This window comes from Desulfogranum marinum (assembly GCF_963675105.2).
Classification (GTDB): domain Bacteria; phylum Desulfobacterota; class Desulfobulbia; order Desulfobulbales; family Desulfobulbaceae; genus Desulfogranum; species Desulfogranum marinum.
The window spans coordinates 176,149-202,597 of the sequence record NZ_CAXXRO010000002.1 but is presented as its reverse complement, the minus strand read 5'-3'; the positions used below and the strand labels follow the sequence as shown (position 1 = coordinate 202,597).

The following is a 26,449-nucleotide window of genomic DNA, read 5'->3' as shown; positions in this document are numbered from 1 at the left end:
ATGTAATCAGCTACGGATTTCACCTTGGCCAAAAACAATAAATTTTTGGGTGGTTAGTTCCTTGAGTCCCATGGGTCCATATGCGTGAAGCTTGGTTGTTGAAATCCCTATTTCCGCACCAAGCCCAAATTGCCCACCGTCATTAAACCTGGTAGAGGCATTAACCATGACGGCAGAAGCATCGACCTCTCGTAAAAATCGCTGACTTCGCTGGTAGGAATTGGTAATGATGGTCTCGGTATGCAGAGAGCCGTGTTCTGCGATATAATCCATGGCCTCATCCATATCGGAGACGATTTTTACCACCAAAATAAGGTCGAGAAATTCTTTTCCCCAATCCTCTTCTGCTGCTGGCTCGACAATATCACTTATGGCGCAGCTTTTGGGACAGCCAAGAAGCTGTACCCCTTTATCCTTTAAAGCAGTAGCCAAAACAGGGAGCATTTCAGTAGCGCATGCTTCGTGTATCAGCATGCCTTCAAGCGCATTACAGACTCCAGGACGATGGGTTTTGCCGTTAACAACAATCGATACGGCCATGTCCTCTTCTGCATCGCGGTCTATAAAGACATGACAAACCCCTTTATAGTGCTTTAAGACGGGAATCATGGACTTTTGGGTAACCGCCCGGATCAAGCCTTCCCCGCCACGGGGGATCACAAGATCGATGTATTCTTCCTGCTGGAGTAACACATCGACGCAAGTACGATCAGTATACGGCAACACTTGTACGGCAGCCTGATCAACACCGGCTTTTTGCAGTACATCCTGCATGATCCCAGCAAGAGCCAGGTTGGAGTGAATGGCCTCAGAGCCACCACGCAGCACGACAACATTGCCCGCCTTGAGGCATAAAGCAGCAGAATCGATGGTAACATTGGGACGGGATTCATAAATCATGCATATTACCCCAAGCGGAACGCGCATTCGGCCAACACTTATACCACTGGGGCGTTTACGCATCTCTTGGATTTCACCAACAGGATCTTCAAGGGCAGCGATTTCATGAATTCCCTGTACCATATCAGCAATAACCTTTTCGGTAATGGCCAACCTGTCGAGCATTGCACCGGACAATCCTTTGTCTTTGGCGGCTTCAAGATCCTTTTGATTTTCGGCAATAATTGCATCCTGACTCGCCTGCAGAGCAGATGCAGTATCAAGTAATATCGTATTTTTGGTAGAAGTCGGCAAAGATGCCATATTCCTTGAGGCTGCGCGCGCTTTTCGTGCAATTTCTACAATTGCTGTTTCAAGCTGTACACTCTCCATTTTTCCTCCTTTTCAAGTGGCTTCGTTTGCCTGATGTTAAACAATCATAAAGCTAAAAACCGTGTAACGGTAATCTTGATTTAGCAATATTTTATACTCGCAGAATTACAATAAGTTAATTTGCGTGTCCGGACTACACTACAGAGCACTGTTCCTATCTGAAAAACCAAAAAAAAAGGAATAGAGAACAGGTATATATCAAGTAGACACTTTTCGATCACTCTACGATCTATGACGGCTGCTTCAGTACCAGGTTGTCGCGATGAATGATTTCATCGTTATCTTTATATCCCAGTACTTGCTGAATATGTGAGGTTTTCAGTCCTTTAATTCGTTCAATATCAGAAGATGAGTAATTACTCAATCCGGAAGCTATAATTTCACCATTTTCGTCCTGACACTGAACAGGAGCTCCAATATCGAAATTGCCGATAACAGTTATAACACCGGAAGGGAGTAAGCTCCGCCCTCTGTTCATCAGCGCGTTGCAGGCCCCCGGATCAATGACGAGGGTACCTTCTGGACGCAGCACATAGGCAATCCAATGCTTTCTGCTTGTGATTCTCTCTTCAGCGGGCAGAAAAAAAGTACCTATCATTTCTCCGCTGAACAATTCTTGGAGAATGTTAATATTTTTCCCCGGCCCAATAAAAGAACTCCCCCCGCATGCAGCAACCATCTTGGCGGCATTTATCTTGGCAAGCATGCCCCCGGTACCGAGCAAACTTTTAGAGTGGCCTGCCATTCGCTCAACATCAGGGTCGATATGGGCAACCGTATATACCGGCATGGCACTGCTATCATCACTGGGATTGGCAGTATAGAGGCAGTCAACGTCGGTGAGAATAATAAACATGTCTGCACCGATCATGTTGGTAATCAGGGCGCCGAGAGTATCATTATCGCTGAAACGCAGTTCCTCGCCGGAAACTGTATCATTTTCATTGATGATCGGCACAACCCCGAACTCAAACAAAGTCAGAATAGTGTTCCGGACATTTAAATACCGACTGCGATGGGAAAGGTCTTCATGGGTAAGCAGAACTTGAGCGACCTGTTGCTGATATTCGGCAAAAGCCTGCTCATATGCCTGCATAAGCAGCCCTTGTCCGGTCGCAGCAAGGGCCTGTTTAATCCTTAATTCTTCATGCACCTTTTTGGCAATATCCAATTTCTGTCTGCCGGCCGCAACAGCACCTGAACTAACCAGAATAACCTCCCTGCCGGTGGACTGGAGAAAAGAAATCTGGCGGGCAATCGCTGCAATAATCTCCGGATCAACACCATGCCTGTTCGTGAGGACAGCACTGCCGACTTTAATCACAACCCTTTTGGCCTGGTCAAAAAGGGTCTGTCTGAGAAAAAGCCCTTCTTCTCTACTAACCTGGAATGTCATCACCAACACCTGCACGTTGATTTTCCAGCAGGTCCCCAAGCATACTTTTCAATTCTTCTATCCCTTCTCCAGTCTCGGCAGACAGTGACAACACTGTCTCATTTTGTTGAGCCAGAAGATCAATTTTAGCGATTCGTTCCTCAGCAGTCAAAAGATCAACCTTGTTTGCCACAACAATTTGCTTCCTGGAGAGCAATTCCTCGTTATAGGCACTCAATTCGTCTCTAATGGTAGAGTAATCAGCAAGCATCTGTTCTGCATCGACTGAGATATCAATAACGTGCAAGAGGATGGAGGTTCTCTCAATGTGACGTAGAAATTGGTGTCCCAAGCCTACCCCCTGGTGGGCTCCCTCTATCAAGCCTGGTATGTCAGCAATAATACATGATTCAGTAAAAGGAAAGTGCAGTACACCCAACTGTGGATCAAGGGTGGTAAAAGGATAGGATGCAATTTTTGGATTTGCAGCTGACACCTTGGACAGCAAGGTGGATTTCCCGGCATTGGGCAATCCGATAAGTCCAACATCTGCCAGAAGTTTCAACTCAATTCGCAGCCAACGTTCTTCTCCTTCCTGACCGGGAGTGGCTTTACGCGGTGCCCTGTTGGTTGAGGAAGCAAACCGTGAATTGCCAAGGCCGCCTTTACCGCCTTTAGCAGCTACAAATGTCTGTTCAGCAACGGTGAGGTCGGCGAGAACGACACCGGTTTCACCATCTTTGATGATTGAGCCAAGGGGTACTCTAATCACACAGTCTTTGCCACCCTTGCCATGACGGTCACTCCCCTGACCATTAACTCCACGCTCAGCTTTAAAATGAGACCGGTATTTGAAATCGATCAATGAACGTAGCTGGCTATCGGCAACCAAAATAACATTGCCGCCTTTACCGCCGTCACCACCATTTGGACCGCCTTTGGGTACAAATTTTTCACGTCGGAAACTGACACAGCCGTTACCTCCGTCACCCGCTTTTACCCAAAATTTTGATTCGTCAACAAAACCCATAGATCACTATCTATAAAATTAAAAAAAAAGACCCGGCACCAATATCTATATTGATGCCGAGTCTTTTAGATTCGGTATGCAACGTGGTGCTGCTCTATATAACCCTAATCAAAGGGACGCTGAGTGCATCAATCAGGATACACTGAAACGCGCTTTCTATCTTTACCAAAAGTTTCGTACTTAACAGTACCATCAATCTTGGCAAAGAGTGTGTAGTCTCGACCACATCCCACATTTTCACCAGGATGAATCCTGGTGCCGAGCTGGCGAACCAGAATACTGCCTGCACGTACTACCTGACCACCAAAGCGCTTTACACCACGCCGCTGACCAGCACTGTCACGACCGTTCCTTGAACTACCGCCTGCTTTCTTATGTGCCATGAGATATACTCCGAATTAGATCAACAATTATGCTGAGATTTCTTCAATGGTCAGCGCTGTAAAAGGTTGACGAAAGCCTTTCTTTACGCTGTAGCCTTTGCGCCGTTTCTTTTTGAAAACGATGACTTTTTTGTGCCGGCCTTGTTCTGCTATTTTAGCAACGACCTTCGCACCATCAACGACTGGTTGTCCTACGGTGACGGCTTCTCCATCAGCCACCAGCAGCACGTCCGCGATTTCTACGGTATCACCAATCTCACCTTCAAGTTTCTCAACGCGGAGTGTATCGCCGGCTTCCACCTGATACTGTTTTCCACCGGTTCGAACTATTGCATACATGCGACTTCTCCTCGATAACGTCAAATAAAAATTTTTTGCAGAATTTACAAATAAAACATAAACCTTCCTACATGTCAACCTCAACATTGTAACATTAGCGATTGTTATTCATTTTTTAGTATGTCGATAAAGATAACAACGTCTTTTTCTTGAAAAGCCGATTTAAAAAAAGTATCTTTTTTTCTCTGGGAAGTAAAATACAAATTGCTTTTCACAGAGTACCCGTAAATTACAGGAGATAAAAATGGAAAAAATGGAATGTCCATGTGGCTATATTTATGATCCGGAGGAAGGAGATGCCGATAGCGGTATCCCTGGAGGCACTGCCTTTGCGGATCTACCTGATGATTGGGTCTGCCCAAAATGCGGTGCAGAAAAAGAATATTTCTATCCCGCCGATTAACTCCTTCTCGCAGGCTGATTTTTTTTTGTCAGCCTGCGGGTCTTTTGCAGCCAAACACAGATCAAAAACACTCCCCCCTTGACGCGTCCGTTAAAACTCGACAATCTGCCTCACTTTTCTTTTATTAAGAGACCCGACTAATTACAACCAATACAGCCTGCTACTTCACGTGCATCTTGCCAGGGAGCTGCTTCCTGCACCAGCCTGCCAAACAGGATCTCGTTGACCTGAATCATGAGTGACCAACAAGCAGTCCCGGCCGTTGAAATCCGCAATCTCTCCTCTCGATACAACCAGCTGCCGGTGTTGCCTGATGTGGATTTTGTCATTGGCGCAGCGCGCACACCCTTCATTGTCATGGTTATAGCCTTGTTGACACTTGCTGCTGCTATCGCAGAAAACTTTGCCCGTAATATTTTATCCGGATGATGACAATCTCCACTTTTTCCTGCGCCCTGTTCATTGTTTGAGAATTGGCGCTCAGCTATACAATAGAGGTTTTCAGTGCTCCTGCCATTATTGTTACTTGCTGCAAGCAGTTCTCTCATCATCATTCTTGGCCTTCGCACAACGGCACGGGCGCGCAGGAGACACAACACCTGGAAAAGGTTGCATTTCATCCATCGATTAAGTAGTTTTTTCGTAACTATTGAGCAACACTCCAAATCGCCACTATCTGCTCACCCATTGCACCGATGTATAGCTATTCGGTATACTGTTGAACATTTTTAGTGCCGCTAAACAGCTTAGCTTGGGGTAGATTGACGGTTTTCAGATTTTCGCTGAATGGTTATACATTTGTTATTGGGTTGAGGTCGAAATCCAGCATTTTTCATCATTAAACGAACAATTCACCCTCCACGCAAACTGGACGATAAACGCCCCAGGGTTAAAAAAATCTCAACCGTGCTGATTTCTCAACAACACTCGCAAACACAAAAGAGGACTATGACAGTTATGTGCAATGTGCATCCGAATCTCTCAGTCAACTAAGTCTGGAGATAGCTGATACACTCCGAGCAATCAACAAATCTACACTTCAGGAAAACGTTCAATGAAAAACATGGCCTCCCTTGTTGCGAGCATACTCAGCACCTTGCTCCTCTTTTCATCAAACAGTACCGCTTCTGCAAACAACCTTGATCTCTGGTTGGAGCAGACGGTATATGTTCCGCTCTATTCTCATATTTATGCTGATGAGCGATTTAAAAACAAACCTTTTCTCCTCACCGCCACCCTGTCCATACGCAATACAGACCCTGACCATAAGCTCACCTTGCTCAGTGTTGATTATTACGACTCAACCGGCAAATTACTGAGCAACTATCTCCCCGAACCACTTACTATCGGTCCGCTTGGCTCCACCAGGTATATAGTTGAAGAATCTGAATCAAAAGGTGGGTCTGGAGCCAAATTCCTGGTTACCTGGAATGCAGAAACCGGCATAACAGAACCCATAATTGAATCCATTATGATTGGTACCAAAATGCAGCAGGGTATTTCTTTCATTTCCAGAGGCAGAGTCATCAAAGGTAAAACAAGGTAAACAGAATCTTATGAACAACAGCGCCGTTTTTTCAGTGTTCGTTACGTGTTTCTTGCTGCTTTCGGGCTGCAGCCAGTTAGCAACAGACAGCAAATCTTCAGCAAAACCTTCCACTCGGATTTTAAAAGTCGGCATATCTACCAACTCTCCTCCCATGGCCTTCCGCAGTAAAGGCGAAATAGTCGGACTTGAAGCTGAATTAGCCAGAGGGCTTGCTGATTTCTCCGGGAAACAGCTCAAATTCATTCCGCTTAAATGGCAGGATCAGATCCCAAGCCTGCTCACAGGAAAAACAGACATCATTATGTCGGCAATGACCATGACTCGTGCACGCCAGTATCGGATCGACTTCTGTAAACCGTATATGGCGACCGGACAAATCTCACTTGTTCACCGCAGTCAAGCAAACAAATTCAGTAATGGCCTTGCATCACTTCTTAATCAGACGGTAAAAGTAGGTACTGTCAAGGGAACCACCGGCGACCTCTTGATAGAAAAAAATAAAGCCAAAGGAAAACGTCACCAGTTTATTTCATCCCGAAAAGCAGTCCAGTCACTTCTCGACCATGATATTGATGCCTTTGTGTATGACCTACCCGGTAATCTCTACTATGGTTCGATTTACGCGGAAAAGGGCCTGGTTCCAATTTTACAGCCAATGACCCGCGAACAAATAGCCTGGGCAGTAAGAAAGGAAGATACCCGGTTACTCCAGACAGCAAACAACTTCCTTGCTACTTGTCAACAAAACGGCTCTTTGAAAAAAATGATTGAACATTGGGTGCCTTTCTACAAAAATCTTTATAATCGGTAGCCACTTACAAATGCATCAAATTCGTCACCGCATTCATTGAATCCAAACACCTTCTGTTCCGGTCAATAAAGAATGAAGAATATACGTAAAGCTCTGCCATTTATAGTCCCTATTGCAGGTTTCCTTATAATATTCATTGGAATCAACATTTTCCAATACTACAAGGTTAAACAAACCATTAAAAACGGCCTTATCCAGACAACGGGTGAATCAGAGCTTGCAGAAATCAGATCTTTTTTTTCCGGCGTTACCAACAAACTAAATATTGTCAGGGACTGGGGAAAGAACGGCGTGCTTGACACAGATGACGCTATAGATCTCAACAAAAAATTTATGCCCCTTGTGGATCACCAGGATCATTTAAACGGTATCATTTTCGCCAACGACCAGGGTGATGAATATTTGCTCATCAACCAAACCCCACATCTCATCACCCGGTTGACAAAACTTCGTCAGGACAAGGCTGAAATGGAGTTTGCAGAATGGTCTGCACCGGATAAATCGATTCGAAAATGGCATGAGACGACTACCTATGACCCGCGCAGCCGTCCTTGGTTTCGCCAAGACCCATCCGAGTCTGAAATCTTTCTTTCAAATATCTATACCTTTTACCAGTCCAAAAAAAAAGGTATCACCGCTTCTGTTTCCTGGACACACGAAGAAAAAAAAGCGAAACAACATGTATTTGCCATAGACATATACCTCGATGAAATAGAGCTTCTCTTAAAGACCATCAACAAGAAAAAGGCATCATTACTTTTCCTGGTCAATACCCAAAACAACTACTTTATCACCGAGCAGTCTGTCGCCGGTACTTCTACCATTGAGAACGATCATCTTGCAGGGGCAGTAACGGCTTTACCAAAAATCATAGAAAGTTGGAAACAAGATGGTACGCCGGTCTCTCGCCCAATGGAACTGCAGGAAAACAACAATCAATGGATAGCTTCTTTTCAGCCTCTTTTTCCAGAACAGCCTTTTTTATGGATAGGGGTAATCTCAAATGATGAGGCCTTGTTAGGCTCTTTTGAGACTTCACTTTTCACCATAGACTTCTTTGATATCGGCATTGCCTTTACGGCTGCCTTGCTCTTATTTTTCATTATATGGAAAACTGGATTGTTTCGATTTGAGGAAGTTCCCCCAACCGAAGAAGATCGACTTCGTCAATACCTCGCTGCCGGCGAAGGCGCAACCGTTGAGTTCAAATCAACAATCCGAACCAATCTGAAGACAGGGAAGCAAGGGAAGGAAATTGAATTTGCCTGGCTCAAGGCTGTAACCGCCTTTCTTAATAGCCAGGGGGGAACCCTGTTGTTAGGAGTAGATGATAGCGGGGAGCTGCTCGGCTTAAAAGCAGATATTTTTGAAAATGATGATAAAGTTCTCCTCCATATAAAGAATCTTATTAACCATCACATTGGTGCCGAGTTTGCATCGTATACTGCTTTTTCATTGTTGAATATAGAGCAAAAGCAGGTAATGATGATAGAGGTCCTCCCAGCCACCTCCCCCGTATTTTTAAAAATTGGTAAAAACGAAGAGTTTTATATCAGGTCCGGCCCTTCCTCGATAAAATTAACCCCTAGTCAAATGGTTCGTTTTGTGCTCCAGCATAAGGATGAAAAGCAGGTGAAATAAGTAGGTCACCATTGAACCGATGAGAATTCCTGGCTAGGACGGGAACGGCTGTTTTTGTAAATCAAAATTGACAAATTTTCTATAGACCGAGTCACTAGCCATCAATTGGTCGTGGGTGCCCTGCTCAACAATAATGCCGTTGTCAATAACGATAATACGATCAACTTTTCTTATTGTAGAAAGACGATGAGCTATAATGAAAGAGGTTCGACCTCTGAACGACGCCGCAACGGCATGTTCGAGCATCTTTTCCGATTCAACATCGATAGAGGACGTTGCCTCGTCCAAAACAAGGATAGTCGGATCACGATACAAGGCACGCACAAAAGAAAGCAGTTGTTTCTCCCCTACTGATAAATCCTTCACATCCTCACCGATAACCGTCTCTAAACCTTTAGGTAGCTTATCAATAAATGACTGGAGCCCGGTCTGGTTTAGAATAGCCCGTAATTTATCCTGATCAAGAGGCTGATCAAGGATGATATTAGCAAGGACCGTATCCGGAAAAATAAAAATATCCTGCATGATAATGCCGATATGGTTCCGCAGTTCCTTTAGCGGAAAATCTCGCACATCGGTTTCCTGGATCCTGATTGTGCCCTGATCCGGGTCGTAAAACCTTGCCAGTAAGTGAATCATGGTTGATTTTCCTGATCCGGTGGCCCCAACCAAGGCAACAGATTCTCCGGACTTGATATTCAGATCAATTCCTTTAAGGACCGGTACTTCTTGATTATATCCAAACCATATCCCATCAAATTGAATATCACCGTCAATGGGATGCTGCGCGCCCTGAGCGCTCCAATCTATGTCCTTCAAACGTGGAGAGGTATCAAGTAATTGAAAAATCCGTTCGGCTGAGGCCATTGCTGACTGAACAATTGAATATTTTTGGGATAGTTCACGCAATGGTTGAAAAAAAAGTCGCATATAAGAAAGAAAAGCAACGAGCTCACCAAGGCTCAACTGGCTACGGATGATTTCACCACCACCATACCAGAGAATTAAAGCCACTGCAGTCGAGTTCATAAAGTCTGTCAGCGGCATAAATTTGGCGAACAAGCGAACCTGTTCAATATTTTTTTTCAAATATTCACTGGTATGCTCGAAATATTTTTGCCGGCTTGTTTGTTGACGGTTAAAAACCTGTATAATATTTATCGCGGTGAGCGATTCCGCAAGAAACCCATTCAACACGGCGACTTGAGTACGTATTTTACGAAACTTTTCTCGGGCTATGCGGGAAAAATAGAACGTTAACCAAAATGCCAAAGGGATAAAGACAGTCATAAGCAGGGCGAGCCTGCCGTTCATGTAGTAAAGAAGACAAAAAATACCAAACAGCTTGAGGACATCATTAAACAGAGTGACCATCACCGAGGTGAACATTTCATGCATATTTTGAACATCATTGGTTAACCTGGTCACCAACCGCCCCACCCTCTGTTCATGAAAAAAATACATGTCCAGGGTAAGAATGTGAGCAAAGAGTTTTTGCCGCACATGATCCATTATCGACTGCCCCGCCCATTCAAGCAGTACTACCTGGGTGAATCCTCCACAAAAAACGATCCCGACAAGTATCCCGTAGCCGATGATAATGTTACGCAACCCTTCAAGGCGTTGCGACAGATCCAGGCTGGTTTGCGGCGCAATAAAATTGTCAATGGCAACCTGCATCAACTTGGGCAGCATAAGGCTCGCTACGGTAATAAGCAATGACAGGGCTATAGCACTCCACAAGGCCTTCGCATGTTGCCGGCAGTAGGTGAGAATGCGACGCCAGAGGTGCACATCTTTGATGTTACCCTGGTGTCCCTCTTCTGAATAGCCGTAGTTACGCATCTGTCTGTTGTTTTTCCACCATTGCTCTATAAAAAGGATGCTCTTGTAATTGGCTGTGATTACCTTGAGCGGCCACTTCTCCCTGGTCGAGAATAATTATATTGTCAGCCAGTTGCAGAACATTAATCCGATGCGAAACTATAATTATTGACTGATAGTTTTTTGAAGAAACCAGATTTTGCAGGACCTGTTGTTCGGTCTCAACATCTATTGCATTTAAACCATCATCGATTATAAGCAGGGAGCGCTTACAAACAAGCGCTCTGGCAAGGGCCAAACGTTGCCGCTGACCGCCGGAAAGCCTCACCCCCCTTTCGCCGATAAGGGTGGCATACCCTTCCGGTAACTGCAAAATCTCCTCGTGAATGGCCGCAGCGCGAGCTGCTTCCTCTATTTCAAGCCGGCTCGCCCCTGGTTTTCCAAAAGCAATATTATGGGCAATAGTTTCTGAAAAAAGGGTTGTTTCCTGGGGCAAATAGGCAATGTATTTACGTAGTTCGTTAACTGCCAGATCATTGACGTCAATTTGGTTACACAAAAGACATCCTCGTTCAACCGGGTACATGCGAAGCAGTAATTTACATAAAGTGGATTTGCCCGATCCTGTCCTGCCGGTGATAGCCAAATGACCCGGCTCAATCTCCAAAGAAATGTCTGTGAGAATCTTTCGTTGCGTTTCAGGATAGCAAAAGCTGAGATGACGACAGGAAAAATGCAGAGAAGTTTGATTAGCCGGAAAAGTTCCTGTTCCGCCAATTACTATTGGTTGCTCATTGAGCAGACGGTAAATTCTTCTTAAAGAAGTCATGCCCCTTTGGATAATATTTGCCACCCAGCCGACAGCCATCATAGGCCATATCAACATATACATATAGGTTATAAAGGCCACGAATTCACCAATGGTGATAACCTCTGTCATAACCAGAATTCCGCCGTTATACAAAACAAGCAGCATCCCGATATTGCCGATCAAGGTCGATGCAGGAAACAGCGCCCCCTGGATGACGGCAACATTAAGGTTGCTTTTTACATATTTTTTTCCAAGCCGAGCAAACCCTTGCTTTTGCATCTTTTCTAGAGTGTAAGCCTGGATGAGCTGGATGGAGGAAAGCGTGGTACGGGCAAATTCGGTAATAAGAGCAAATTGCTCCTGCACCAAATTAAAACGGGTGTGCAATCTTGCCGATAAGATTCTTGTACAAATAGCCAAAAGCGGCATAGGCATGAGCGCAAACAGGGTAAGCCTGGGACTGATTGAAACCATAAACCCAATGCCCACACTGGTCAGCACCAGTGCATCAACAGCAGCCACCAGTCCCATGCCGCAAGCCATTTGAATAGCATTCAAATCATTACTTGCATGGGCCATCAAGTCACCGGTTTTCCAACGTTCAAAAAAGGGCTGATCCATCTTTACAATATGGGAAAACAGCCTGTCTCTAATATCTTTTTCAAGAATTCGTGAAAAACCAATGATAAGGAGTCGCCACCAAAACCTGAGAAGAACGACACATGCCGCCGCACTGATAATTATAATCCCTAACCACAATAAAGAGGTTGATGTAGCACTTTTTTGAGCTAGAGAATCAACACCGTGCTTAATAAATTTTGGTATGACCAGCTGGATAAGGTCCACACAGACCAGAGCAAAAAATCCTGTGAAAAGGCGTATTTTATACTTTTGAAAGAGAGGAAAAATAATGTGTAACACCGACTGCAGATCGGTGTTTTTGTTGGAGAAGAAAAGGCTCATGGACGAGAATGCAGCAGCTCATTATAGGCCGCTGTTAAACGGACAAACTGATCATGATCACCGCCTTTGTCCGGATGCATGGAATGGGCCTTCTTTCGATAAAGACTGGTCAATTGTTTTTTCGTCATTGCTGCTATCTGTTCATGGCTCACCCCAAAAACAGCTACAGCTTGAGATACAGTCATTTTTTCCGCGGAGACAGGTGGACGATAAGCCCTTCGTGCCCTTCGAAACCGCTGCCCCATGGCATTCCATGACAGATCCCCATCATGTGCCATATCAAAATACATAAACAGGTAGCGCAGCAAATATTTGGGGGTGCGACCCTTTCTGTTATACCCCGCCCAAAACCGGAGGTCCTGATCCAAACGGCAATATTCCCTGAGGAAATATTCATCCACTTGTTCCTGATCAAGGGTACTGGGAATTGTACGAGCATACCGAGCAATAAAAAAACGCTGCAGATCAAAGATGGAAAACAAATAATTTTTAAATTCTCGGGGCTGCAGATCCATTTCACGCTTCATGATCAGCTGCTCAATCTCATCCCGGGACTTATTGAGCAGAACTTTGTAAAGTGGAGGCGATTTATCTACAATTTCCGTAGTGCAGTGACCAAAACGAAGAAAATGAATCCTTCGTTTATCCAGGAAATGCGTTTCGGCAATCACCCGTAATCGCTCATCTTCGCCCATGGATTGCCACTTTCTGTATTTATGGCGGTTGCGAAACGGTTCTAATTTATACCTTACGTAGGGATCAAGAAATGGAAAAAAAAGGTCCTCCAGTTCATCTTCATCGACCTCCACGCCCTTTTCTTCCAATGCGTCGTAAATGATGCTTGCGAGTTGGTAATGAACATCCCCTGAATAAACAATGAACTTTTCCGGGTTACGCCCCAATTCAATCACATCCCGAGACCTGTAGACACTGCCATCCCAAAATGATTGTCGTAAAACGTGGTAAACTCCATGGGGAGTTGCTTTTTGCGCAAGATACATACTATCTATGAATTAAAATCGTTAGAAAAAGACAGCCATTCACCTGCAGCAAGCAGACTCCTCAGCTGTTCTCCTGGCGCAGAAAATGCTGGACAACAGACTCCACCGTATCAATGGAAAAGGGTTTGGTGAGGGCTGCAACAAACCCATATTCTTTATAGTTGAGAATGACTTCATTACCGGCATCTCCACTGATTAAAATAATCTTTGCGTCAGGGTTGCTCTCAAAAATCTTTTCAGATGCCTCCACGCCCCCCATTCCTTCATTGACCCTTAAGTCAAGCAGGGTCAGATCAAATCCAGCTTCTTCTTTTTCAGCTTTGCGAAAAAGGAGCAGCGCCTCTTCACCACTTGAAGCCAAACTAACATTGCAATTGTAGTGTTGAAACATTTTTTGATTGATGATTCGCATCATCTCATCGTCGTCCATGACTAGAACCCGAGGCTGCCTGGCAAGGTGTTCTGCAAATATTGCCTCGCTGGTAACTGGCGCTTCGGTTATTGGCAGATACATATGAACCGTACACCCCAGCCCTGGTTGCGATTCGACCCAGACCATGCCTCGATGTTTCTTAACAGTGGAATGAACAATAGTCAGACCAAGCCCCATGCCCTTCTGGGAGCCTTTTTGTTTGGTTGAAAAATAGGGATCGAACACATGATCCAAAATTTCCGGAGCAATGCCGGGCCCATTGTCTTTAAAAGTAATCCGGACCAGTTCGCAGGAAGGCAGAGGTTGTCCGGTCTGCCCTGCTTCGATTTCACCATCTACCAACTCTATGGCCACCTGAATGGTACCCTGCCCATTCATTGCGTCAACCGCATTGCTGGTCAGATTGGTCAACACCTGATGAATAAGAGCAGCGTCCAGTTTTATCGATGCATCCCTACTCTTGTCATCTATTTCTAAAAAAATATGCGTATCGGCAAGTTCATGCTCAAGGGTCTCTGTCACCAATTCGCTTACATTCACCTTTTTTGTTTGCGGTAAGTAATTATCTGAAAACGTAGTGAATTTGCGGATAAGCTGAACCGTTAACTGCAATGCCTTGCCGGCTTCTTTTAACAACCCATCAACCTGCTTCTCCTTATTCAAAAATCGAGACATTTCGACATTGCCGTTTATCACAGTTAGCAAGTTGTTGAAATCATGGGCAATACCACTAGCCATTACTGACATTGCATCAATTTTCTGAATTCGATGTAATTCCTTTTCCAGTTTTCTCTGTTTCTTTTCCAGGAGCTTATGAGGTGTGATATCCTTGAGAATAACTATGATAAAAACCGTATCATCTTCTGCTACAGGCACAAAATTTACAATAACAAGTTGCCCTTGCAACTCTACAGGTTTGTCATAGTCAAAAACCAATGGAGCCAAATCTCTAGAAGGCACCAGCGAGGCAATCCATTTTTTTACAATTTGCTGTTCTTCTGGAGGAAACATCGTATAGACACGATGGCTGAGCAACTTTGCCTCATCAATCCCGAAAAGTTTTATGGCTGCACCGTTTGCCATCACGATCCGGCCCTCATGGTTAAGTTCAACCACGCCTTCGGTCATGTTTGCCAAGATAACGTCCCTATGTCGTTTACTGACCAGCAGCTCTCTGGTCACCTCTCTTGGGTAGAGGTTTTCCATCCCCTCTATATTTCCTTCGTTACGAATTCCTGACTCAAATTTCCCCAGAGCCACGAGAATATGGTCCCGCATTGTTGCCGCAGGCCCTTTGGCAATACAAACGTCAGCTCCCAGCTTAGCAGTATGATCATCGTCTTCCATGGCCACACCGGAGAGAATAACCAGAAAAATATGCTTCAACTCCGGGGTACTACGGATGATATAGGAAAGTTTTTCGCCATCGATCTTGGGCATAATCAGATCTGTAAAAATAATATCAGGACGACGTGAAGCGATAAAATCCAAGGCTTCAAGACCATTTTCAGCGGTCTGCACCAACCAGCCTTCTTTTTCCAGCACAGAACTGACTATTCTTCGTATTACCGGACTGTTATCTACCACTAGGGCATATGGCTGATTATCCATTTTCAAGCAACTCCTTTACGGTCTGCGCCAACTCTTTTACATCAAACGGCTTGGAGAATACTCTGTCAGCTCCAAGCTCTTTAGCTGCTGGGAGATAGGCCTCCGGCCCAATACGGCCCCCACCGGAGATGGCTATAATACGGACGGAAGGATATAGATTTTTCAATGCAGTGATGGTTTCCAAACCTTCCTGTTCCGGCATGATTAAATCAGTTATAACGAGGTCTGCCTGTATTTGTTGCTGCATCTTCATGCCGGCCCGACCATCTTCAGCCTCCATCACCTCATACCCGGCCCACTCCATGACCTGGCGCAGCAATTTCCGCATCTGCTGATCATCGTCTATAACTAATACTCTCATACTTCTTCCTTTGGCTTGCTAGGTAATATTTCTCGAATAGCGATGGCCAAAAGACGCATGTCCAGTGGCTTCGCAAGAAAACGCCGTATACCTGCATCCTGAGCTTCTTCAGGGGTAATCGGATCACTATAGCCGGAACACAGAATTATCGGTAACTCTTTATCGTATTCCAAGGCAGCTTTTGCAAGCTGCAGGCCTGTCATCCTCGGCATGGTATGGTCAGTGATCAAAAGATCAATTTTATTCTTTCCTTCAGCAAAATACTCTAAAGCCGTTTCCGGTTTGGTTGCCGACAAGACTGTGTACCCCAAATATTCGAGCATCCGTGTCCGCATGGTGACAATCTCTTGCTCATCGTCGACAAAAAGAATCGTCTCTGAACCACTAGGCATATTTGCCGTCACCTGCTCTTCAAGGGCGCTCTCTTGGATGGAACGAGGGAAAAAAACCGTGAACGCAGTTCCTTTTCCCAGTGTAGATTTAACATCAATAATACCATCATGAGCCAAAATTATCCCATGGAGCACGGCCAATCCCATTCCAGTCCCATCTCCCACAGAACGGGTGGTAAAAAAAGGATCAAAGATACGCTGCAAATCATTTTCCGAAATACCCTTTCCATTATCCTTTACCGTCAGAACCACATATCGTCCGGGTTCCAGATTCGGGTAACGATTCTGCTCTGCCCTGCCGGCCTCAATCTCCCGAAGACTAATCTCAATTGTCCCCACATTATTTTCCAGGGACTGGGCAGCATTATTGCCGAGGTTCATTAACACCTGTTGCACCTGGCCGGGATCAGCCATAATAGGACCAATATTACTTGCAACCGAAACCTTTAATTCAATGGTGGAAGGCAGTGAAGAGCGCAACAATTTACAGGATTCTTTAATTAATGGGGTAATATCAAAATTTTTTCTCTTAACTGCTGATTGGCGACTGAAAGCAAGTATCTGAGTGACAAGCTCCTTCGCTCTGTTGCCGGCCCGTTTAATGGAATCAACATGCTCAACAATTTCTCCAATGGTAATTTGTCCAGGCGAAGCATCCAAATTAGCAGTAGTGCCTTCTTGCGGCAGCCTGTAGAGTAAAAGATCGGCATTACCAAGAATAGCGCCCAGGATATTATTAAAATCGTGTGCTATACCGCCGGCCAATGTAGCTATTGCATCCATCTTATGCGCTTGAACCAATTGCTTTTCCAACTGGCGCTGATGACTTATATCCTTTATCGAATAAATATAGCCGATTATCTCTAGTTGGTTAAGAATAGGTGTACACGTTACGGAATAAACCCTGCCTAAATAGGAATGCTTCACCTCTTGATTAATAGACTGTCTTTCCTTTTTTACTACAGGAATCGGGCAAAACTTGCAGGGCTCATATGTATCTGCAAAAAGTTTATAACAATACTTCCCTCGGATATCCGTCCCGTCTACGGAAAGGAGTTCAATTGCAGCCTTGTTAGCCTTTACCACTCTTAGATGTTCATCAAGGATCAACACCGGATCAACAATCGCATTAAACGGAAATCGCCAATCAGCCAAGAAGTAATCGAGTTCATGTTTTCGCTCATTATCGCCGCTCTCATCGATAACATTCACTCCATCCTTGACTGATTTATTTTCCTTTTTCATAGTATTAGGTCTTATTTTCACTACATAATAAACGAGTGTAAAAATCAGGTATATACTCAGGGCAAAACTGAAACAGATCCAAAAAGTCATAGTTTTCCCTTTTTCTGTTGATGAATAGAAAATGGAAGCGTATGTCTGAAAACCTGTTCTCTAAAAAAAGTAATGGTCGTTTCACGGCAAAAATGGGTACGAATCTGTTCTGGAATAAGATCGGATATATCATTTTTCATGATTGACATCTTATATTCTATATGCGGCGCAAAACGATTATCAAGGTACCAGGCATAAAATAGCCCAAAAAAAAGACCTGGTGGGGTAAATCCTTCGTCAAAATTAAGCATCCGGGTAAATATGCTTTCAGAATGCTGTGCAGGTTGCATTTTGCAAAACTCGAGATAGGTAGAAATCTGCTCAAACGATAAGTAACTTTTCAGCTGATCACGTTCACGAAGCTGCAGTTTATACATCTTCCCTACTGTATGGCTATCATGGGAGACAGTCACCATCTCTTTTGTCTGCGCATAATTACCTAAAAGAGACTGCCCCAGGGCAATAAGGAAAACCACCTCAAAACTATTCAGGTTTTCGGTTTGGTCCTGGCGAATTTTTATTTTCCGGTCAACCGGATCATAAAAAGAAAATACATTGTCCCACTGCTGACTTCTTTTCCAGCAGTCTTCAGCAATCAATGTTATGCCCCTAAAATACTTAAGATGATCAAATAATATATCCGGATGTAACCAAGTAAGTTCCACCAAACGATCTAGTAGCCGACGCCTCTGCGCTTCTTCCATTTTTTGAGGCAAAGCGGAATGGCTGGTAAGGGTCTCGGTGCTTAAAAAATGCATTAACGCTTGAATCTTTTCGTACCGGTGACAGGGAATTTGCTTTACAGGATACTTGCCAGGACAGAAAAAGTCAGCTGTCGGCAAGGCCGATGACACTGGAGCACCATCCAGAAATTCTGAAGTTTTTAAGGCCCACAGGGTTTTAATTGCACCTGCCAGGGCGGCTGGATCATGTTGAATTACACCCCGGTTCTGTAATTGCGTATCAGAATAAATACGGGCGGCAACCGTTCTAAAACCCAAGGCTTCGACCCGGTGTCGATCAAAATAAATGGGTTCTTTATCCTCAAGGGCGTAGCGCTGTAGAGTAGAACCGGGAACCTCTCGCATATTTAGCCCTAAAACGGAGGTGAACAATCCTTTGACCCCGCCGGGTATATTTCGGTGATAAGCACGGATAAGATCTGAAACATAGAATTTTCTATCAGGCGAATCACGTGCCGTATCAGTCTCTCCTTTCTGCACCCAAATATTTGCCACAAGTAATTTTAACGCAGAGTGGTTGTGCCGAATAGCATCAGCTAGACCCGGAACCTGCAAAATGGGGATAATAGAAGTGTACAAACTACCTGGTGCAAAAACGATGATATCGGCGGAGGCTATGAGCTGTTCAACCTCCGGCTGAAAATAAGGATTTCTGCTGAATTCCATCAAAACCCTGTCCACGGGATAGCCTCGCTGGGCGTGGCCTGACTTATATTCACTGGTCACCAACACCCCATTGTCATAGAGAATCTGTAATTGCGACGAGGTAGTCGTACAGGGAAAAACACTGTTTTTTCGGGTGCCGATAAAATGTTCTATTTGTGCGAGCCCACGAATGGTAGCAGTACGTACTACTTGGTGAGAGGCTATAAGGTCGCCGGCAGTCAATTGTGGGTCCAGCTGTTTATAAATAGCCGCAGCAAGGAGCAGGTTTCCCAAACATTGAGGCCTATAGAGTGTGGGAGCAAGCCGCTCATCGTTAAAGAGCTGTTTGCTCAAATCATAAAAAAAGTTTCGCAGTGCTACAGGAAGGATGCCAAGATCCGCCCCGGTATCGGTAAGAAGTTCCGTCGAAGAATGCGGGCGGGAAATAAATCGATAATTAAAAATTGCATGCAATGCTTGAGCGACCTTAAGAGCGGTTCTATCATCTAACTGGTACCGTTTGATCAGCGCATCGTTTCGAACCGCTGAAAGAAGTACATGCCGCAGGTCGCCAAGGGCAATAAGGGGTAGATCCTTCAGTAGCTCACCGGTGGACCCGCCGTCATCGGTGACGCAAACAACCGAGTGAAGCTTGGCAAAAACTTCCTTCATGCCTGTAAAAGGCGTTTCCTTCCACGAATGCTGCTTGGAATCACCGCCGATAATATTGGATAATCCTGTGCCCCCTCCCAAAGCCACTACCTTGAGGTTGCTTACATCAATAGACGTTACTAAATCCTGAAAACTGTTGTAGGTGGCGGCCAATTCAGGATTTTGATGCGCAATAGTTCTTTCCAGCATCAGCGCTGTTACTTTTTCCGCTAAATTAGCTCCCGGTAAAAAATCCAGGGCAGCAAAGCTCGTTCCGGTAAGATTTTGCAGCTGCCTTGCTATTTCACATGGTTCAGGCATCACGTATTTCTTTGCTCATACAAATTATCGATTGAAGGATATAAAAACCTACTTTTTCTCTGAACAGGTAACAGCCGATTGATTTTTGTCTCTCACTTCATGTATATCCATTGCGTTTCATCCCGTCCGCGTTGCACGTTTTACGAGGGTTGCCTCAGCAATTGCTCGACTCTTTTTACATCCTCAGGGGTATCCACTTCTACAGAGTCGTGTTCAGTTAAAATGACCCTGATTGTGTATCCAAATTCCAATGCCCGAAGTTGTTCCAACTTTTCAAATTTTTCCCACTCACCTTCAGGGAGCCCAACAAAGGTAACAAGAAAACCTTTACGATAGGCATAAATTCCTAAGTGCTTGTAATAGGTAGGCTGTTCCTTTTCCTCTGGATTTCTTTGAAAAGGGATGGGAGAACGCGAAAAATAAAGCGCATTACGATGACAATCAAAAACTGTCTTCACATGGTTGGGATCATCTATTTCTTCAGGCCTCACGATCTTATAAATAAGCGTCGACATTGGAAGAGCCGGATCTTCAAGAAGAGGAGCTGCAACCTGTTCTATAATTTCTTCAGGAAACAAAGGTTGATCGCCTTGAATGTTTACAATAACATCCTGTTCATCTATATTCATCAGTTCGACGGCCTCTGCAAGCCTATCCGTCCCGGTTACGTGATCATCTCTTGTCAGCACGTATTCCCCGCCAAAACCGGCCACAGTTTCAGCAATACGATGATCATCAGTGGCCACAACAACCCTGCTGAGGAGTCGTACTTTTCCGGCACGTTCGACAACATGCTGAATCATTGGTTTTCCGTCAATAAGTGCCAACGGCTTCCCTTTAAAACGGTTTGAACGATAACGTGCCGGTATAACAGCAATGACTTTTGGATTTTTCTCACTCATGAAGCAACCTATCCCTCCTGGACCTCTTTCTTTTATAATTATATGTTTTTATGTTACAGTGAGCATAATCAAAAGGCAATTAACAACTCCATTCGCCCTGAGCACCATCTAGAAATGGCTTACAAATTTCCCCTTGCCCTCTTTGCAGATCCCTCAGTTATCAGCGGCCATGCACAACAGTTGGCAGACTTACTCAACATTCCACTTATCAGTGACCCACGAGGGTATCAAGTCTTTTTCAATCTAACGCCCAATCATCTGGAATTAATAGCTCATGAAGAAAACAATAAAAAACCGTCTTCTCTTCGGGTCGATTTCACAACCCCAGGAAACCTTCGCAGAGTGAAAAATCCCCACAAGGAATTATTGATACAAGCGATAAAAATCAGAAAAAAGATACCGGCTACAGTGGTGGATGCAACAGGAGGACTGGGAAGGGATGCCTTTCTGCTCGCCGCAGCAGGATGCAAGGTGGATGTTTTTGAACAAAACCATTTTATTGGGGCATTGCTGGCAGACGGGCTGAAAAGAGCTGCTCTTGCCCCACAAACAGCCCGCGTCTGCAATCGAATCACGTTACACATACAAAATACGGTGGAGCATATTGGAGAGCTTTGCCCGCCTCCAGAGGTTGTATACCTTGACCCAATGTTTCCCGAGCGTGATAAGAGTGCAAAGGTGAAACAAAACCTTCGAATTCTGCGCTATATCGAAGGAGATCAAGGCGAGGACCGGGAGCTGTTTGCAGCTGTCTGGGCAATCAAGCCAAGAAAAATAGTCGTCAAACGTCCCTTGAAAAGGGCTCCATTATGTGAAATTCGACCTACATATACACTGAAAGGAAAAGCCGTTCGCTTTGATGTTTATATCCCGGCTTCTTTTACAAAAGACTCAACCCCCTGCTTAAACAGCAAGTGTTGAGTCACCCTCCTTTACTCCATCTTACACGTGGATATCCAACGTGGTTATATGTGTGATGCCTTTTCCAGTGCATTGAGCAGCCGCTCTTTATCAGCCTCCGCCATCTTCACCGGAATGGGATAACAAAGGGTCCTCGCCATCAATTCGGCAGAGGCTGGTAGTGCCTGAGGATCATGATAAAAACGACGTTTACCACCTGCCGTAAACGGCCAGCCGTTCTTACACAGACTTTTCCCCTCCAACAGGTTTTCCCATTGGGGATAAAAATGCCAACAATTTTCCCCCCAATTGATTGCGCCAGCCCCATTTTCTCTTAAACAGGCATTTACAGCTGCAGCATGCTCAGCGTTTTCCAGCATGAAGACAAAAAAGGTTGCTGTATCGCCCTCGTGGTCAAGTATTTCTCTAAAACTCACACCTGAAAGAGCCTTGGCACAATTTTTCAAAAGAGCCTTGTTCGCTTTCTGGCCGGCAATCATATCATCAAGCTTTGCTAACTGTGCCAGGCCGATAGCTCCCTGCAACTCCATCATACGAAAATTAAAGCCAACAAAGGACCGTCCTTCGCCACCTCTTCCACCAGGGTTGGGAATATGATCGTGTCCATGATCATGGTACTCGGACATGCAACGCCACGTCTGTTCGTCGTTGGTGATACACATCCCCCCCTCGCCAGTGGTCATGGTTTTGACGGAGTCAAAGGAGAATGTCCCGCAGGCTCCAAAGGTGCCAAGATGCTTGCCGTGCAAAGTGCCGCCCGCAGACTGCGCAGTATCTTCTATGACCGGGATATTGTGGGCATCGGCAATGGCTTTAATTTGCTCAATCCGGGCCTGAGCACCAAGCATATGTACGACTATAATCGCTTTGGTATCTGCCGTTATCTTCTTTTCCAGATCAACCGGATCCATATTCAAGGTAGTGTCAATTTCAGTAAATACGGGTACCGCGCCAATATCAAGGATCGCCTCCCAAGTGGCCACAAAGGTAAATCCCTGTGTAATAACATGATCACCGGCTCCAACGCCCAAAGCTGTTAAGGCAACCTTCAAAGCTGCGGTCCCTGACGTCACAGCCTGCGCGTATTTCGCACCGGTATATGTGGTAAAAGCTTTTTCAAATTCCAGAACCTTATAGGTACCCTTGCGCTGGGCATCGAACTCATATCGAAACAGAACCCCGGTGTCTAACACATCCAGAACCTGTTTTTTTTCTTCCTCACCAAAAACTTCAAAGCCAGGCATATGCCCTCCTTATTTCTTTCACCATTAAAGCTGCCTCAAATCCACCTGTAAATAGACACGTTCTCAATGCTTTTTTATCAAAACGTATATTTCAGGCGACCAAGAAGCAGGTACACTTTCCGTACTAATGGGATTTTTTTTATCAGTTTGTTTGCAGCATTTTTAAACGAGACTCTATCACCTCTCGTGCCGGATCATCCTGTCCATTTAGCTGTGATACTTTCTGCTGCTCAATATATTGCTGGTACATGGACACAGCCTGGTCTTTATTACCAAGTGATTCTTGCACTCTGCCCATGGCTTTATATGCGTCCGCTTCAAATCCCTGCATTCCGGAAAGTACAGTATAAGCACCAAGCGCTTTTTCCATGGCTCCCTGTTCTTCATAAAGAGCTGCAAGTTTATATGTGACCAAAGGTTTTACCAATGAATCAAGGGAGGAGTCTGCCTCTATCTCAACCAGTAATGCAACGGCCTTGTCATATTGCTTTTGCTCCTGATACAGTTTTACCAGCGCAATTTTCGCCCAGGTTGCAGAAGGAGTGGAACTGAACTCTTCCACCACGCCTTTCAACATTTGCTCTGCATTCTCTGTATTTTGAAGCGCCGCATCAAGACTTGAAGCTGCCTTGTCTAATGTATGGGCTCTGTAGGTATCGTATAAAGAGGCAGCCACCACCACGACCGCCACACATGCAATAATGATCCAAATTATCTTACTGTTATTGCGTAAAAATTTAATAAAAGCAGGCGGCAAATTAAATTGTTCCAGCAGACCTTCACTTTCGGTCATTGTGTTCATTTCAATTGTCTTTCTATCAAAGGCGTTTTGCTCTGCCATATTTTTTCTCTCAATTTGAACTTAGAACGTATTTGGGGATGAATTGACATTACCATAATGTAAGCCTAACTCATCGACATAAAAGACCATAAGAATACGATTATACTGTAGGACAAAAAAATTGCATCAACCAATCATGATGGATCCGTAAAAAGTCCACACCATTCTGAAAGGCAATAAACCTGGATATATCAACCGTTCAGACGGTGCCATGCTCATTTTTTTTAATTGTGAATGGGAAAACAAAGAATCCAGGTAACCGGAGACTCCAATAATAGATTATATCCATAGGCGAAATACTGCACAAAATGATGCCGGATGGAGCCACCTGTATAAAAAAGTATTAAGAAAATAGAGGCAAACGATGATCAGGTCTTATAACAAAACGTCACAGACTCCTGGATCATTGGATTTATGATTCTATCAATCATCTTTCAACAAACGAAACAAAATCTGCTTTATAGAGCTCTAAAAAAATGGTAGGGACGCCTTACCTTCTCAATTCAAGGTTAGCCCGAGACATCCAGGTTCGCCTGCCTACAGGAAATATCCCTTTGGCCTATTGGCAGGTAGAGAAAAACACGCCACATCAAGCAAAAAACAGCGCACTCTATTTTCTTACTATTTTCAAAATGTATTATGGACAGACCTTCACATATTTACACAGTCTCAGAACTTAACAAACAGATCCGCTCCCTCCTGGAAGGTCGTTTTCCATTTATAAGCGTCTCAGGAGAAGTTACGGACCTGCGTAAACCCTATTCCGGCCATATCTATTTTACTTTAAAGGACGGACAAGCGCAGGTAAAAGGCGTGCTTTTTAAAATGCAGCAAAGATACCTTGCAGAACCATTGCAAAATGGAAAACAGGTTATCTGTCGCGGCAGAATCTCTGTGTATGAGCCTCGTGGAGATTATCAACTTATGGTTGATGCCGTTGATTTTCATGGAGCAGGTAACCTGCAAGCTGCCTTTGAGCAACTTAAGAAAAAACTGGCAACAGAAGGACTGTTTGACGAAAAGGTAAAAAAAGAACTTCCTAAATTCCCAAACAACATCACTCTGATCACATCACCTGATGGAGCTGCTGTCCATGACTTCATCAAAATTGCAAAACGGCGATATCCGAATACCACTCTCACAATCGTTCCCGTGGCAGTACAAGGACACCAGGCCCCAGCTGAAATAATAGAAGCACTCAGCACTGTCAACAATCTTAAAGCAACGGATATTGTAGTTCTGTGCCGAGGTGGAGGTTCCATAGAAGATTTATGGTGCTTTAATGATGAGCAGCTTGCTCGAGCAATACGCCGGTCATGCATTCCGGTGGTCAGCGCAGTGGGGCATGAAATTGATTTCACCATTGCAGATTTTGCAGCTGACCTCCGTGCTCCTACTCCTAGTGGGGCAGCTGAAATGCTTTTACCGGATGCAATGGAGTTACAAAAAAATATAGCGGCCTTTAACAATGCATTGTTGCAGGCTTTACAGAGAACTATCAGGGAATCTGAACATCGTTTCCGTTACAGTCGCCAAAGGCTGAGCCATATGGCCCATCCTGTCGACACATTACTCCTCAAGGTAAGTCAGTTAGGCATGACCCTTGAAAACAATATTTTCACGGGGTTGGAAAGGAAAAGGCTGGCTCTGCAGGAACAAAAAACTCGCATAGAACGTCACAACCCTACGTCGGTATTATCTGCTCATAGCCAAAGAGTCGCTTTATTAGAGCAACGCATGACGCATGCTGTATTCATGTTGCTTCAGGCAAAAGATTTACAGTATAAAAATCTAGTGGGTGTTCTTGATGCAATCAGCCCTCTTGCTACCCTTGCCAGAGGCTACGCGATAGCCCGTAAAAAGGATAGAGCAAGAACTATTATTACCGATGCCGGTCAAGTAACTGGAGGGGAAAAAATAGAATTACAGGTTCAACATGGCCACATTCTTTGCCGTGTTGAACCTGCAATTGAAAACGAGGAGACTGTAACCAAATAAATGTATCAATATTGCGCCGAATTTTGTTTATTTTCAAGGCGCAAAAAGACTTGCGTGCATTGCCTAGGTTAGTTTTTCGCTACACAGAAAAAAGGCGCCAAGGCAAACGCGATGTGAGTAAAAATTTATTCGCTATTGATTGAGCGAATCCAGTTCATTACTGATTGCGACCAGAACAGTCTCAAGATGGTCAGGATTCTTCTTCGCTGTATTTTTCAGCTGTTTACCCCATATTTTAAGCATGTCGGTATCAATTTTACGAATATCGTTGTCTTTACACCATTCAGTCCCGATTTTATTACCTAATTCGGCTAGCAGTTTTTTTTGTTTCGGTTGCTCGGCAACAGGGGTTTTTTCTAAAATGCTTATAGTGATATCCTGCCACCCATCAACAAAAAAATTCCCTTCCTGAAATTTAATAAACCACTGCCGTTCATTTTTTGTCAAACCAGCCGGGATAGTGTACTGCTTTTGGTCCATGGCTGAATCCAGCAAGGATGCTTGAGCATCCTGTGCATCAGCACCAGAGATTCCAAAAGTTGTCAGCGATAAAAGAAAGAAAAGGAATAAAAATATTTTTTCCACGTTGGCACCATTCAATGCGATTCAAATATAGTAATTTTTCTTATTAAAATAGCATTTTGATTTT

General features: G+C 44.5%; 23 protein-coding genes. 6 read left to right on the top strand and 17 right to left on the bottom strand.

All coding sequences use genetic code 11. The annotated features are described in order from the left end of the window. Positions 1 to 6 precede the first annotated feature (6 nt). The 5 genes from ACHZCY_RS01675 to rplU all read right to left on the bottom strand — a co-directional run bounded on the left by ACHZCY_RS01675 (position 7) and on the right by rplU (position 4,399). On the bottom strand, positions 7 to 1,272 hold the full coding sequence (locus ACHZCY_RS01675; protein ID WP_205223155.1) for a glutamate-5-semialdehyde dehydrogenase: 1,266 nt from the start codon (positions 1,270 to 1,272) through the stop codon (positions 7 to 9). 229 nt (positions 1,273 to 1,501) lie between these two features. Continuing rightward, positions 1,502 to 2,668, bottom strand: coding sequence for a glutamate 5-kinase (gene proB, locus ACHZCY_RS01670; protein WP_205223156.1), 1,167 nt, complete (start codon positions 2,666 to 2,668; stop codon positions 1,502 to 1,504). Continuing rightward, positions 2,652 to 3,677 (bottom strand): GTPase ObgE, encoded by a 1,026-nt coding sequence (gene obgE / locus ACHZCY_RS01665; RefSeq protein ID WP_205223157.1) that lies wholly within the window; start codon positions 3,675 to 3,677, stop codon positions 2,652 to 2,654. Before obgE ends, proB begins: the two co-directional genes overlap by 17 nt. Before the next feature lie 128 nt (positions 3,678 to 3,805). Then, positions 3,806 to 4,060 carry a 50S ribosomal protein L27 gene (gene rpmA / locus ACHZCY_RS01660; RefSeq protein WP_205223158.1) on the bottom strand — a complete coding sequence of 85 codons (255 nt, stop codon included), beginning with the start codon at positions 4,058 to 4,060 and terminating at the stop codon, positions 3,806 to 3,808. A gap of 27 nt (positions 4,061 to 4,087) precedes the next feature. After that, positions 4,088 to 4,399: a 50S ribosomal protein L21 gene (gene rplU, locus ACHZCY_RS01655; RefSeq protein ID WP_205223159.1), complete on the bottom strand. Its 312-nt coding sequence runs from the start codon at positions 4,397 to 4,399 to the stop codon at positions 4,088 to 4,090. A 244-nt stretch (positions 4,400 to 4,643) separates the two neighbouring features. On the opposite strand from rplU, the gene ACHZCY_RS01650 reads away from it, so the two are divergent. Then, positions 4,644 to 4,802: a rubredoxin gene (locus ACHZCY_RS01650; RefSeq protein WP_205223160.1), complete on the top strand. Its 159-nt coding sequence runs from the start codon at positions 4,644 to 4,646 to the stop codon at positions 4,800 to 4,802. Between the two features lie 137 nt (positions 4,803 to 4,939). Here ACHZCY_RS01650 and ACHZCY_RS01645 read toward each other — a convergent pair whose 3' ends face one another. After that, the gene (locus tag ACHZCY_RS01645) at positions 4,940 to 5,356 is read right to left on the bottom strand and encodes a hypothetical protein (protein WP_319547617.1); all 417 of its coding nucleotides are present in this window, start codon (positions 5,354 to 5,356) and stop codon (positions 4,940 to 4,942) included. Positions 5,357 to 5,856: 500 nt separating this feature from the next. On the opposite strand from ACHZCY_RS01645, the gene ACHZCY_RS01640 reads away from it, so the two are divergent. The 3 genes from ACHZCY_RS01640 to ACHZCY_RS01630 all read left to right on the top strand — a co-directional run bounded on the left by ACHZCY_RS01640 (position 5,857) and on the right by ACHZCY_RS01630 (position 8,803). After that, the gene (locus ACHZCY_RS01640) at positions 5,857 to 6,348 is read left to right on the top strand and encodes a DUF3124 domain-containing protein (RefSeq protein WP_232371085.1); all 492 of its coding nucleotides are present in this window, start codon (positions 5,857 to 5,859) and stop codon (positions 6,346 to 6,348) included. 10 nt (positions 6,349 to 6,358) lie between these two features. Beyond that, the gene (locus tag ACHZCY_RS01635) at positions 6,359 to 7,162 is read left to right on the top strand and encodes a transporter substrate-binding domain-containing protein (RefSeq protein ID WP_319547616.1); all 804 of its coding nucleotides are present in this window, start codon (positions 6,359 to 6,361) and stop codon (positions 7,160 to 7,162) included. 72 nt (positions 7,163 to 7,234) lie between these two features. Then, positions 7,235 to 8,803, top strand: coding sequence for an RNA-binding domain-containing protein (locus ACHZCY_RS01630; RefSeq protein WP_319547615.1), 1,569 nt, complete (start codon positions 7,235 to 7,237; stop codon positions 8,801 to 8,803). Between the two features lie 33 nt (positions 8,804 to 8,836). Here ACHZCY_RS01630 and ACHZCY_RS01625 read toward each other — a convergent pair whose 3' ends face one another. The 8 genes from ACHZCY_RS01625 to kdsB all read right to left on the bottom strand — a co-directional run bounded on the left by ACHZCY_RS01625 (position 8,837) and on the right by kdsB (position 20,796). Continuing rightward, entirely contained in the window at positions 8,837 to 10,648 is a 1,812-nt protein-coding gene (locus tag ACHZCY_RS01625; RefSeq protein WP_319547614.1) for an ABC transporter ATP-binding protein, read from the bottom strand. Continuing rightward, on the bottom strand, positions 10,641 to 12,401 hold the full coding sequence (locus ACHZCY_RS01620) for an ABC transporter ATP-binding protein (protein ID WP_319547613.1): 1,761 nt from the start codon (positions 12,399 to 12,401) through the stop codon (positions 10,641 to 10,643). The genes ACHZCY_RS01625 and ACHZCY_RS01620 overlap by 8 nt, the downstream gene beginning before the upstream one ends. Further along, positions 12,398 to 13,402: a hypothetical protein gene (locus tag ACHZCY_RS01615; protein ID WP_205223166.1), complete on the bottom strand. Its 1,005-nt coding sequence runs from the start codon at positions 13,400 to 13,402 to the stop codon at positions 12,398 to 12,400. The genes ACHZCY_RS01620 and ACHZCY_RS01615 overlap by 4 nt, the downstream gene beginning before the upstream one ends. A 61-nt stretch (positions 13,403 to 13,463) precedes the next feature. After that, entirely contained in the window at positions 13,464 to 15,446 is a 1,983-nt protein-coding gene (locus ACHZCY_RS01610) for an ATP-binding response regulator (protein WP_319547612.1), read from the bottom strand. Further along, complete coding sequence (locus ACHZCY_RS01605; protein WP_205223168.1) at positions 15,439 to 15,807, bottom strand: response regulator; 369 nt, start codon at positions 15,805 to 15,807, stop codon at positions 15,439 to 15,441. Before ACHZCY_RS01605 ends, ACHZCY_RS01610 begins: the two co-directional genes overlap by 8 nt. Then, positions 15,804 to 17,444, bottom strand: coding sequence for a hybrid sensor histidine kinase/response regulator (locus tag ACHZCY_RS01600; protein ID WP_319547611.1), 1,641 nt, complete (start codon positions 17,442 to 17,444; stop codon positions 15,804 to 15,806). The genes ACHZCY_RS01605 and ACHZCY_RS01600 overlap by 4 nt, the downstream gene beginning before the upstream one ends. Before the next feature lie 86 nt (positions 17,445 to 17,530). Continuing rightward, a complete protein-coding gene (locus ACHZCY_RS01595; RefSeq protein ID WP_319547610.1) occupies positions 17,531 to 19,894 on the bottom strand; it encodes a gluconeogenesis factor YvcK family protein in 2,364 nt (787 codons plus the stop codon). 140 nt (positions 19,895 to 20,034) lie between these two features. Beyond that, positions 20,035 to 20,796 (bottom strand): 3-deoxy-manno-octulosonate cytidylyltransferase, encoded by a 762-nt coding sequence (kdsB, locus tag ACHZCY_RS01590; RefSeq protein WP_205223171.1) that lies wholly within the window; start codon positions 20,794 to 20,796, stop codon positions 20,035 to 20,037. A 114-nt stretch (positions 20,797 to 20,910) separates the two neighbouring features. Between kdsB and ACHZCY_RS01585 the strand changes: the two genes are divergently transcribed. Continuing rightward, the gene (locus ACHZCY_RS01585) at positions 20,911 to 21,717 is read left to right on the top strand and encodes a class I SAM-dependent methyltransferase (protein ID WP_319547609.1); all 807 of its coding nucleotides are present in this window, start codon (positions 20,911 to 20,913) and stop codon (positions 21,715 to 21,717) included. Positions 21,718 to 21,761: 44 nt separating this feature from the next. Here ACHZCY_RS01585 and ACHZCY_RS01580 read toward each other — a convergent pair whose 3' ends face one another. Beyond that, positions 21,762 to 22,961, bottom strand: a complete 1,200-nt coding sequence (locus ACHZCY_RS01580) for a DegT/DnrJ/EryC1/StrS family aminotransferase (protein WP_205223173.1) — start codon at positions 22,959 to 22,961, stop codon at positions 21,762 to 21,764. Positions 22,962 to 23,103: 142 nt separating this feature from the next. Next, positions 23,104 to 23,802: a YfgM family protein gene (locus tag ACHZCY_RS01575; RefSeq protein WP_319547608.1), complete on the bottom strand. Its 699-nt coding sequence runs from the start codon at positions 23,800 to 23,802 to the stop codon at positions 23,104 to 23,106. A 639-nt stretch (positions 23,803 to 24,441) separates the two neighbouring features. Here ACHZCY_RS01575 and xseA point away from each other — a divergent pair. After that, positions 24,442 to 25,800 carry an exodeoxyribonuclease VII large subunit gene (xseA, locus tag ACHZCY_RS01570; RefSeq protein ID WP_319547607.1) on the top strand — a complete coding sequence of 453 codons (1,359 nt, stop codon included), beginning with the start codon at positions 24,442 to 24,444 and terminating at the stop codon, positions 25,798 to 25,800. A 132-nt stretch (positions 25,801 to 25,932) separates the two neighbouring features. Here the strand turns inward: xseA and ACHZCY_RS01565 are convergent, their stop codons facing one another. Further along, positions 25,933 to 26,385: a hypothetical protein gene (locus ACHZCY_RS01565; protein WP_319547606.1), complete on the bottom strand. Its 453-nt coding sequence runs from the start codon at positions 26,383 to 26,385 to the stop codon at positions 25,933 to 25,935. Positions 26,386 to 26,449 lie beyond the last annotated feature (64 nt).